Genomic DNA, 12,461 nt, shown 5'->3' with positions numbered 1-12,461 from the left:
TGACCTTTCCCAATGGCAACGAAATTTCCTTCGTTCAGCCAGGGTCTGGCACAGGACCCGACAACCCGCCGTATCTGGTACGGCATCGCCACGGCTCACGACTTCGAGAGCCATGACGGAATGACGGAGGAGCGGCTTTACCAAAAGCTGTTCTCCACCCACTTCGGTCACCTGGCGATCATCGGCCTCTGGGTTTCGGGCAACCTGTTCCATATCGCCTGGCAGGGCAACTTCGAGCAGTGGGTCGCCGATCCGCTGCACGTCCGTCCCATCGCTCACGCGATCTGGGATCCCCACTTCGGGCAAGGCGCCATCGACGCCTTCACCCAGGCGGGCGCCTCCTCTCCGGTGAACATCGCCTATTCCGGTCTGTACCACTGGTGGTACACGATCGGCATGACGACCAACATGGAGCTCTACCAGGGTTCCATCTTCATGCTGATCCTCTCGGCATGGGCCCTGTTCGCCGGCTGGCTCCATCTCCAGCCCAAGTTCCTGCCGTCCCTGGCCTGGTTCAAGAACGCTGAATCCCGGCTCAACCATCACCTGGCTGTGCTGTTCGGCTTCAGTTCCATCGCCTGGACCGGTCACCTGGTCCACGTCGCCATTCCCGAATCCCGGGGTCAGCACGTCGGCTGGGACAACTTCCTCTCGGTCTCGCCCCACCCCGCCGGTCTGGCGCCGTTCTTCACCGGCAACTGGGGCGTCTATGCCCAGAACCCCGACACCGCCAACCAGGTGTTCGGTACCTCCGAGGGAGCCGGCAGCGCGATCCTCACCTTCCTGGGTGGCTTCCACCCCCAGACCGAAGCGCTGTGGCTCACGGACATCGCCCACCACCACCTGGCCATCGGCTGCATCTTCGTGATCGCCGGCCACATGTACCGGACCAACTTCGGTATCGGCCACTCGATCCGCGAGATCCTCGACGCCCACAACCCTCCCAAGGGCACCCCCGGTGACCTGGGCGCCGGCCACAAGGGCCTTTACGACACCGTCAACAACTCCCTCCACTTCCAGCTGGGCCTTGCCCTGGCTGCCCTGGGAGTCGTGACCAGCCTGGTGGCGCAGCACATGTACGCGCTGCCGTCCTATGCGTTCATCGCCAAGGACTACACCACCCAGGCGGCGCTCTACACGCACCACCAGTACATCGCCATCTTCCTGATGTGCGGTGCCTTCGCCCACGGTGCGATCTTCTTCATCCGTGACTACGACCCGGAAGCCAACAAGGACAACGTCCTGGCCCGGATGCTCGAGCACAAGGAAGCCCTGATCAGCCACCTGAGCTGGGTCTCCCTGTTCCTCGGCTTCCACACCCTGGGTCTCTACGTCCACAACGACGTGGTGGTCGCCTTCGGTACCCCCGAGAAGCAGATCCTCATCGAGCCGGTGTTCGCCCAGTTCGTCCAGGCCTCCAGTGGCAAAGTCCTCTATGGCATGGATGTGCTGCTCGCCAACGCCGACAGCATCGCCACCACGGCGTGGCCCAACAACGGTGCCGTCTGGCTGCCGGGCTGGCTGGATGCCGTGAACGCCGGGAACAACTCCCTGTTCCTGCAGATCGGCCCTGGTGACTTCCTGGTGCACCACGCGATCGCACTGGGTCTGCACACCACCACCCTGATCCTGGTGAAGGGTGCCCTGGATGCCCGGGGTTCCAAGCTGATGCCCGACAAGAAGGACTTCGGCTATTCCTTCCCCTGCGACGGCCCCGGCCGTGGCGGCACCTGCGACATCTCGGCCTGGGACGCCTTCTACCTGGCGGTCTTCTGGGCCCTGAACACCGTGGGTTGGGTCACCTTCTACTGGCACTGGAAGCACCTCGCCATCTGGCAGGGCAACGTGGCCCAGTTCAACGAATCCAGCACCTATCTCATGGGCTGGTTCCGCGATTACCTGTGGCTCAACAGCTCCCAGCTGATCAACGGGTACAACCCGATGGGGTCCAACAACCTGGCCGTCTGGGCCTGGATGTTCCTCTTCGGTCACCTGGTGTGGGCCACCGGCTTCATGTTCCTGATCTCCTGGAGGGGTTACTGGCAGGAGCTGATCGAAACCATCGTCTGGGCACACCAGCGCACGCCCCTCGCCAACCTGGTGGGCTGGCGCGACAAGCCCGTCGCTCTCTCGATCGTTCAGGCCCGTGTGGTGGGTCTCGCCCACTTCACGATCGGCTACATCCTCACGTACGCCGCGTTCCTGATCGCGTCCACCTCAGGCAAGTTCGGCTGAGCCACCGGCTCCCGAACCCCTGCAACGCCTCCCCTTCTCGAATCTCGAGGGACCTCTGCACCCCCGGTCACACCGGGGGTTTTTTCATGCCCATGGCCCGCGGGTCTCGACTGGGACGCGGAGCCGGCGTGACCAGCCGTGGGCCAGGACACGTGCGGGTGTGACCAGCGGGACCCTGCCCCATCTCTTCAACACACATTTGTCTGGGCTTAACCTGGCATGAACGTGCTGCTGTCAAGTTGAACTTGACTGCAGTTGATTTGAATGGCTCTCACCTTTTCTGCCCTGGATCCTTTCATCCAGGCGACGAGCGGAGTGATCTCTCTGGCAGATCTTGGGGCCAACGCTGAAATCTCTGCCTACAACCCAGCCAGCGGTTATCTGTATACCGTGGGCGGCGGATCCGGAGCCATTGTTGTTTCCGACCTGCGGGATCCCGCCAACCCGCTCGCCGTTGCGCGGGCCACGTCCACCGGCAATGGGGAAACCCTCCAGAGCGCGGCGGTCTTCGGCCAGCTGCTGGCCATTGCCGTGCAGAACGCCGTCAAGACGGATCCTGGCTTCGTTCAGTTCTACGACCTCAGTGACCCGGCCCTGCCGGTCCATATCAGCACCGTGACCGTGGGCGCCCTGCCCGACATGGTGAAGTTCAGCGGTGATGGCACCAAGCTGCTGGTGACCAACGAAGGGGAGCCGAATTCTCCTTACACCATTGATCCCGTCGGTTCGATCTCTCTGATCGATACCAGTGGCTACCTGGCGACCGTTCCGGTGCCCCCCTCGGCCCTCGATGTGCGGAGTGTCGGCTTTGAGGCCTGGGAGAACCGCCGTGCCGAACTGATCAACCGCGGTGTCCGGATCGGCAGCCGACTGGGTGTCACCACCACCGTGGCCCAGGACATCGAGCCGGAGGCCATCGCCATCAGTGCCGACGGCAGGACCGCCTGGATCTCCCTGCAGGAGAACAACGCCATCGCCGTGCTGGATCTCAGCGGTGCGGCGCCGGTGATCAGCACCATCTTCTCCGCTGGCATCAAGGACTGGTCCCGCGGCGTCGCCAGCGCAGAGAACTTCACCTACGAGCTGGAGTATGCCGCCGGCACCGCCAACCAGCCCGCTGGTGTGCTGGCCGGCGGTCTTTCCGGTCTGTTCTTCGCCGGTAAGGAGACGCTGAACGGCGCGGAGCTGGATGTCTACTACTCCATCACCGATCGCGGCCCCAATGGTGATCTGATCGCGGGTCAGCGTCAGTTTCTCGACCCAGACTTCCAGCCCAGCATCTACAAACTGGGGATGAATCGCGCCACCGGCGCGGTCACCGAGCTCGGCCGCCTCGGTCTCAATCGCCCCGATGGCACCCCCCTCACGGGCCTGCCCCAGCTGGCGATCAAGGATGACGTGCCGATTGATGCCGCCAATGCCCCGCTGGCCTACGACCCCTTCGGCATCGATTCGGAAACGATCTCCCTGTTCAGCCTCACCATCGGTGGCAGCACGCGCCAGGTGTTCGCCGTCGGCGATGAATACCGCGGCCAGATCTCGATCTTCGATGCGGTCAGCGGCAACCTGATCCAGCGCTACATCCCCGCCGGCCAGAAGGCCCAGCTCGCGGCCCAGCACAACGTCGGCGGTGCCACGCCGATCGGGGCGGAAACGATCGACAGCCTGCCGGCCATCTACGGCAATCGCTGGAGCAACCGCGGCATCGAGGGCATGGCCTTCAACCCCACCGACGGCCTGCTGTACGCCTTCCTGCAGAGCCCCCTGGATGTGGACGCCAACGGCGACGGCGTCACCGAGGGCCGGAGCCGCTCCGAACTCACCCGCATCCTGGCGATCGATCCGGCCACCGGCGCCCCGGTGAAGGAGCACCTCTACCTGCTCAGCGGCCGTGCCGGCCAGGACAAGATCGGCGATGTTGCCTTTGACCCCGCCCGTGGCGTGTTCCTGGTGATGGAGCGCGACAGCAGCCGCAGCCTCACCGGCTTCAAGCATGTCTACGAGGTGGATCTGCGCGGCGCCACTGACACCCTGCCGCTCACCACCGCCGCCGACCAGGCCACGGGCGGCTGGCTGGGCGCGATTGGTGTGGCCAGCCCCGAGCTGCTCGACAACCGCTGCAGCCTCGTCGACCACGACAGCAACCCCGCCACCCCGACGATCTTCAGCACCTCCAGTGCCGATGCCCTGGCGGCCGCCGGCATCCGCCTGGCCCACAAGATCGAGCTGTTCAATCTGCCGTCGATCGGCGGCACCCTGGCCTACGACAAGCCGGAAGGCCTCACCATCCGCGATGACGGCGCGCTGGTGATCAACTACGACAACGACTTCGGCACCGAGGGCGCCCGTGGCAATGCCTTCACCGTGGTCAGCTTCGATGGCGCCGGCTTCGACAGCTCCGACCGGGACGGCCCTTCGAACAGCAATCTGTACCGGCCGATCTCCGGCCTGCCGCTCTTCGGCCTGACCATGCCCGATGGCATCGCCGCCTTCACCGATGCCCAGGGCCGCAGCTTCCTCCTGGCGGTGGGTGAAGGTGACTCCCGGGAATACCCGCCGGACCAGGGCACCACGTTCGTCGATCTCACGCGGGCCAGCGATGCTGCGCTGGTGAGTGGCACCCCCTTCCGGGACCATCCCGGTGTGGCATCGCTGAACGCCGCCTTCGCCGCCGCCACCGGCATCAGCCGCACCCGCCTCAACCTGCTCAACGACTACGGCGACATCAGCGGCGATGGCCTGATCGACAAGCCCTTCAGCATCGGCTCCCGCTCGCTGCGCATCTACGACGTGCAGGGCAACGTGGTGTTCGATTCCAGCAACGCCCTGGAGGAGCTGGCCAACAGTCTCGGCCTGATGGCCAGTGGCCGTGATGACGACAAGGGCACCGAGCCCGAGATGGTGGAGATCGCCACCGTGGCCGGCCGCACCTACGCCTTCGTGGCCCTGGAGCGCACCACCACCAGCGTGGCGGCCGTGTTCGACGTCACCGACCCCTACAACGTGGCGGCGGTGGATCCGGTGGTGTTCCCCGGCACCGAGCGGGTCGAGGGGATCACCTTCCTGCGCAGCCCCGCGGGCGAGCCGGCCGGTCTGGTCGCCAGCAGCGAGGGCAACGACAGGGTCAGCGTCACCGGCGCCGCGCCCCTGCCGTCCGGCACGGCCTTCCGCCTGCAGCTCTTCCACCTGGCTGACCAGGAGGGGGGCATCGCGGCCCTCGATGACGCCCCCCGCCTGTCGGGAGTGCTCAATGCGCTGCGGGCCCAGGACATCGATCTCGACGGCATCCCCGGCTTCGTCAACACCCTCACCCTCTCCAGCGGCGACGCCTGGATTCCTGGCCTCTTCTACGGGGCCTCCGCCCAGGCCTACGGCGCCGTGGGTCGCGGTGATGTGCTGATCCAGAACGCCCTGGGGGTGCAGGCGGTCGCCTTCGGCAACCACGAGTTCGACCAGGGCACCGCCGTGGTGCGGGACCTGATCCAGGCCAATGCGGCCGCCGCTTACCCCGGCACCGCCTTCCCCTACCTGAGCGGTAACCTCAACTTCGTTACCGACGCCAACCTGGCGGGCCTGGTGGTGCCCGCCGGCCAGGCGCCCCGCCCCAACAGCATCACCGCCAGCGTCGTCTTCGATGTGAACGGCCAGAAGGTGGGTGTGGTCGGCGCCACCACCCCAACCCTGCGCACCATCTCCAGCCCTGGCGCCGTGGGCGTGGCCCCCGTTCCCTTCGGCGGCACCCCCACGGCCGCTGAGCTCGATGCCCTGGCCGCGGAGATTCAGAGCGACGTGGATGCCCTGCTGGCGGCCAACCCTGGCCTCAACAAGGTCATCCTGCTGGCCCACATGCAGCAGATCAGCATCGAGCAGGCCCTGGCCGAGCGCCTGCGCCACGTGGACATCATCGTGGCCGGCGGCTCCAACACCCGCCTCTTTGACAGCGACGATCTGACCCGCCCCGGCGACAGCGTCCAGGGCCCCTACCCGATCGTCAAGACCGATGCCGATGGCCGGCCGGTGGCGGTGGTGAACACCGATGGCAATTACAAGTACCTCGGCCGTCTGGTGCTCGAGTTCGACAGCCAGGGTGTGATCATCCCCGAGAGCTATGACCCCACCATCAGCGGCGCGTTCCGCACCGATGCGGCGGGGGTGGCGGCCCTCAACGCCGAAGCCTTCATCGACGCCCGGGTGCAGCAGGTGGTCGACAACCTGCGGGAAGTGATCATTGCCCAGGAATCGGAATGGTTCGGCATCAGCGAGGTGTTCCTCAACGGCAATCGCAATCCGGGCGTACGCAGCGAGGAGACCAATCTCGGCAACCTCACGGCCGACGCCAACCTGGCCTACGCCCGCCAGATCGATCCCAGCGTGGTGATCTCGCTCAAGAACGGCGGCGGCATCCGTAACTCGATCGGCCAGTCGGTCATTCCCACCGGCTCGGTGAGCGGTGTCCCGGAGCTGCTGCCCACCGCGGCGGTGCTGGATGCCCAGGGCAATGTGGTCAAGCCGGAAGGCGGCATCTCCCGCAACGACATCGCCAACGCCCTCAGCTTCAACAACGGGCTCTCCATCGTCAGTGTCACCCCCGGCGAACTCAAGGCGCTGATCGAGCACGGCATCGCCGCCGGCATCAACCAGGGCCGCTTCCCCCAGGTGGGCGGCATGGCCTTCAGCTATGACCTCAGCCGCCCGGCCGGCTCCCGGGTGGTGAACCTGGCGATCCAGGACGAGGCCGGCAACGACCTCGACGTCGTGGTGCGCAATGGCGCCGTGGTGGGGGATCCGGCCCGCAGCCTCCGCATGGTGACCCTCGACTTCCTCGCCAGCGGCGGCGACGGCTACCCCTTCGCCGGCCTCACCAACCCCAACCGGCTGAACATCACCCAGTCGGGCGGCGCCCCCCGCACCGGCGTCGCCACCTTCGCCGCCGATGGCTCCGAACAGGATGCCCTGGCCGAATTTCTGGTGGCCAACCACTCGCCTGCCAACCCCTTCAGGGGGGCCGACACCCCGGCGGCCCAGGACACCCGTCTGCAGAACCTGGCGGTGCGGGGCGACTCGGTGATCGACCCGGTCCTCACGCTCACCGGCGGGACCGTGCTGGAGAACCTGCCCGCCGACACGCTCGTGGGCCAGCTGTCGGCCACCGACCCGGATGGGAACGACACGTTCGTGTTCTCCTTCGCGCCGAACGGCAACCCGGATGGGCTGTTCCGCCTCGACGGCGACCGCCTGCTCACCACCGCGGCGCTGGACTTCGAGGCGGGCGCCACGCGCAGCCTCACCCTGCGCGTCACCGGCGGTGACGGCATCAGCTACGAGCGGCCCTTCACCATCACGGTGGGCGATCTGGCGGAAGGCGCCGCCGTGCAGCCGGGTGTGATCAATGGCCCCGGTTTCGCGATCACCCAGGGGGTGGGAGGCAACCCCCCCGGATCGGCCCCCTCGGGTCGTCCCCTGGCCACCGGCTCCCTGGGGGCGGTGCAGACCAGCCCGATCACCCTGCCTGGGGAGAGCGACCCCCGGGCCCGGATCGAGAACACCGACCGCTGGAACGGGCTCAAGACCCTCAGCCTCGACGCCGACTACTGGAACCCCTCGCTGGGCAGCAACCTGCTGGTGGCCAACTTCGTCGATGTGCGCTGGGATCTCTCCACGGCACCGCCCCTGGACTTCGATCTGCAGGTGGTGGGTGCCAAGCGTGGGGCGATCGATTTCGGCGGCGGCGATGACACCCTCAGCTGGCTGTTCCACAGCGATGGGGCCGCCCGCAGCAACACGGCCACGGTGTCGGGCGGCGAGGGCAACGACACCTTGACCTTCTCCAGCGTGGGTAGCTCCGGGATCGACGACCTGCTGCTGGCGGACAACGCCCGGGCCGGTAACGGGTCCCAGTGGAACCCCAGCTACGACGGCCGCTTCAGCACGGCCATTGCCTCCGGCGGAGACGGCGACGACCGGATCGAGACCCAGGGCAGCGTGCGGCTGCAGGCCGATGGCGGCGAGGGGCGCGACACCCTGATCGGTGCGCTGCGCAACGACACCCTGATCGGTGGCCTGGGCGAGGACACCCTGATCGGCGGCGGCGACGCCGGCGGCTTCCGCTTCACGGGGCGGGGCTCGGCCCGCCGGGTGGTGGTGAGCGGCGGCGACCTCATCGACCTGCGTGCCCCCGGCGGCGGCGGCGATGGGGCGGCCGACACCGTGATCTACGGGCTCGAGGGCGGCGGTGTCGATCGCGTCGTGGGCTTCGAGGCGGGACTTGACCGCCTCCAGGTGCTCGGTGGCCTGGGGCTGGCCCAGGTGACGGAGTACCAGAACGGCACCTTCCTGAGCTTCGCCGGGAAGGCCGGTCAGGGTGTGCTGCTGGAGGGGGTGAGGGGGCTGAGCGTGGGCGGAGCCGGCGACATCCAGCTGCTGGCCTGACACCACGGTCGTGACGTCTTCTGCATCGGCGGCACGGGCAGCCGTGCCGCTGCCCGGTGGGATCTGACGGACTTCACCGCCCCCCCTGGACACGGTGGTTCTGCGGGGCGTGGCCGTCGGTCAGTGCCACCAGATCAGGGGACCGGGATTCATCAATCAGGTCAACATTGCCCTGGTTAAGGACGTCTTTTCAGAGGGCAGTCCAGGCTACAGAGTCCGTGTCAGCAGCATCACTCCAGGGGCCTTCGGGTGGTTTGAGAATACGGGAGTCCGGCTGAGCGCATGGCCGGTCAGAGCCTTCCAAGTCAGATCAGTCTTCGTCGGATTCATTCCCGTCTGAGTCAACCCGACTTCCTCCCCGGGGTTGGGTTCACAGCCTCCTGTCCCCTCTTGCTTTGAGCCATGACGACCTCTGGAAATCACGTCATCTTCATCCATCCGGATGGTGCAAGTCCATCGCACTTCGGATTTGCCCGCTTCATCGACCATGGTCCCGATGGTCGTCTGAACTGGGACAGGATGGAGGCCGCAGGTGTCTATCTCGGACACATGGAGGATCAGCTGGGCGGCACCTCCAATGGCGGTGCCGTCACCCATGCAACGGGCGCCAAGGTTTATGCCGAATCCTTCGGTTACGAGCAGGGGAATCTGCCGATCACCTCGCTGGACGGCAGCACCAACACGATCGTTGAGGCGGCCATCCAGGCTGGCAAGGTGACGGCACTGGTGCAGTCCGGAGCGATCTTCGAGCCTGGAACGGCCGCTTTTGTCGCCAAGACCGAGGAAATCGTCAACCCCGATGGATCGCGCGTCGTTCCCAGAGCCCAGGCGGCCGAGATCGCCCGGCAGGTCATCGAGTCGGGCGTCAACTTCATCTTTGGTGGCGGTGAGCTCAATCTGCTGCCGGTCGGTGCTGCCGGATTCCATGGCACGGCCGCCCAGTACGACGCCCTGAGCACCAGCTCGAGCGTCCGGCCGAGCCAGAACCTGATCGAGCTGGCCCAGAGCCTTGGCTACACCATTGTCTACACCAGGGACCAGCTGAACAGCCTCATCAATGGCGCCGTTCTGCCCCAAAAGGTTCTCGGCGTCTTTGCTCCCGTCCATACGTTCAACGATCGCGCTGAAGAGCAGCTGGCGGCCGCGGGTCTGCCCTTCTATTCCCCCACGGCTCCGGCCATTGCCGACATGCTGGCGGCAGCGCAGCGTCTCATGGAGGCCCACCCCAACTTTGACAAGGGGTCGATCGCGATCGTGGAAGAAGAAGGCACCGATAACTTCGGCAACAACAACAACGCGGCCGGCACCCTCGAGGCCCTGCGGCGCGCCGATGCGGCCATTGGTGTCGCCCTCGATTTCGTTGAACGCCATTCCAACACCCTGGTGATCACGGCGGCTGACAGCGATGCCGGCGGCCTGCAGGTGCGTGATCCTCTGGCCGCTGATCGGCCGGTGGGCACCATCACCAACAACCCGATCGACGGCACGTCGGGACGCAATCTGCCGACCGACGGCGTCACGGGCGTCGGCAGCCTGCCGTTCCTGTCGGCTCCTGATCAGAACGGCGATCAATTCAGCCTGAGCATCGCCTGGGCGGGCCTGCCCGATTTCAGTGGTTCGATCGTCTCCAAGGCCCACGGCCTCAATGCCGAGCGGCTGCCGGCCACCTTGGACAACACGAAGATCTACGAATTGATGTATGAGACTCTGTTTGACACAGAGATCGCGTCGCGCCTCCCGGATCACGTCAAGACGGCTCCGGCGGCGACTCAGAACACGGGCAATGTGATCTTCATCCATCCCGATGGCTCGACGCCCTCGAGCTTCATGGCCCTGCGGAACATCGACAAGGGCCCGGATGGTCGCCTGAACTGGGACCGGATGACCCGGGCCGGTGTCTACCTCGGCCATATGGAGAACCAGCTGACCGGCACCTCCAACGCCGGCGCCGTCACCCATGCCACGGGGACCAAGGTGTTCAATGAATCCTTCGGCCTCGAGGAAGACAACACCCCGATCCGCTCGGCTTCCGGCAAGCTGGGCAACACCATCCTCGAAGAAGCCATTGAATCAGGGAAGGCCACGGCCCTGATTCAGTCGGGCCATATCGGCGAGCCGGGCACGGCAGCCTTTGCCGCCGCCACCACCAACCGGGATGGCAATGCCATTCGTGCCCGCGACAAGACCGCGGAGATTGCCGAGCAGGTGATCCGCTCGGGAACCCAGGTGATCCTGGCCGGTGGGGAGGTCTACCTGCTGCCGAAGGGGACGCTGGGCTTCCACGTCACCGCCGAGATCGACGCCCAGTTCGCGGACGCCGAAGACCGCCCGACCCAGAACCTGATCGAACTGGCCCAGTCGCTCGGGTACCAGGTGATCTACACCAAGGATCAACTGGTCGAGGCGGCCCGGACGGCAACACCGGCCACGAAGCTGCTCGGCATCTTTGCCGCCAACCACACCTTTGACGATCGCCGCGAAGAGAGCCTTGGCCTGAACACGGACACTCCCCTGCCCCTGTATGTGTCCACGGCTCCAACCGTTGCCGAGATGCTGGCAGCCACCCTGGAGATCGTCGGCAAGAGCGACGACGGCTTCTTCGTGGTGGTGGAGGAGGAGGGGACCGACAACTTCGCCAACAACAACAACGCCATCGGCACGATCGAGGCGACCCGACGGGCGGACGCGGCCATCGGCGTGGCCATGAACTATGTCGATCAGAAGGATCCCAACACCCTGGTGATCACCGCTGCCGACAGCGATGCCGGCGGCATGCAGGTGTTCCAGTTCGCGCCGTACACCCGGCCGACGGGCAACGTCGATGCCTCTAACCCCAACCTCGCCGACACCCAGCCCGAGGTGCCGTTCATCAACGTGAACCGCACCACCACCAACACCTCCAGGGCCTTTCTCGATGGCCCGGAGGGAAGCACCGCCACCCCGGGCCAGCCCTGGACCGCCTTCGGGTCGGAGAACAGCGTCGATGGCCCCATGGGCAACTTCGGGATCGCGTGGGCCGGGACGCCGGACTTCCCCGGCAGCATCGTCACCAAGACCTACGGCATGAACGCCGATCTGCTGCCCTCCACGGTCGACAACACGGGCATCTACGGCCTGATGTACACCACCCTTTTCGGCATCGATCCCCAGGTCCTGGCCCAGCGCGGTGAGGTGCTGGTGGGCACCGAGGGCAACGACACCACCCTGCCGGGTCAGTCCACGGTTCCCGGCTTCGATGGCCGGGTCAGCACCGTGTTCACCGGCGCCGGTAACGACGAGGTGGATGTGGCGATCGCGGGCGGCTTCGACAACCGGATCTTCACCGGATCCGGGGCCGATGTGGTGTACGCCGGCAGCCGCGATGTGATCACCGGCGGAAGCGGCAGCGACGAGATCTGGGCGATCGACGGTGGCCAGAACCGCCTCAGCGGCATGGCCGGCGACGACGAATTCATCATCGGCAGCAGCGGCAACCGGGCCCTGGGCGGTGAGGGCAACGACGTCTTCACCATCCTCGCTGGGGCCGGCACCAACCATCTCAACGGTGGCGCCGGTGCCGACCAGTTCTGGCTGGTGAGCGAGCCGGGGGACCGGCCCGCGGCCAAGCAGTACGTGATGGACTTCACCGCCGGTGTGGACACGGTGGGCCTGCGGGGCGTGGCCTTCGCCGACCTCGGCTTCTCCCAGGTGGGCGCCGACACCCTGCTGCGTGTGTCGGGGGTGGCCGTGGGCCATTTCACGAACATCAGCGCCTCCGCGCTCAACAACCAGGCCAACTTCGCCCTGGTCTGAGCACG

At 66.2% G+C, this 12,461-nt stretch carries 3 protein-coding genes; all 3 read left to right on the top strand.

Translation table 11 applies throughout. The features are described from left to right. Positions 1–12: 12 nt before the first annotated feature. Positions 13–2,235 (top strand): photosystem I core protein PsaB, encoded by a 2,223-nt coding sequence (psaB, locus tag KBZ08_RS09145; protein WP_254972488.1) that lies wholly within the window; start codon positions 13–15, stop codon positions 2,233–2,235. 264 nt (positions 2,236–2,499) lie between these two features. Beyond that, positions 2,500–8,664 carry a choice-of-anchor I domain-containing protein gene (locus KBZ08_RS09140; protein WP_396122398.1) on the top strand — a complete coding sequence of 2,055 codons (6,165 nt, stop codon included), beginning with the start codon at positions 2,500–2,502 and terminating at the stop codon, positions 8,662–8,664. A 402-nt stretch (positions 8,665–9,066) separates the two neighbouring features. Then, positions 9,067–12,456: an alkaline phosphatase gene (locus tag KBZ08_RS09135; RefSeq protein WP_254972485.1), complete on the top strand. Its 3,390-nt coding sequence runs from the start codon at positions 9,067–9,069 to the stop codon at positions 12,454–12,456. Positions 12,457–12,461 lie beyond the last annotated feature (5 nt).

Source organism: Cyanobium sp. Candia 9D4 (genome assembly GCF_024346155.1).
GTDB classification, from domain to species: Bacteria; Cyanobacteriota; Cyanobacteriia; order PCC-6307; family Cyanobiaceae; genus Cyanobium; species Cyanobium minutissimum.
This window is presented reverse-complemented; position numbering and strand designations above follow the sequence as displayed.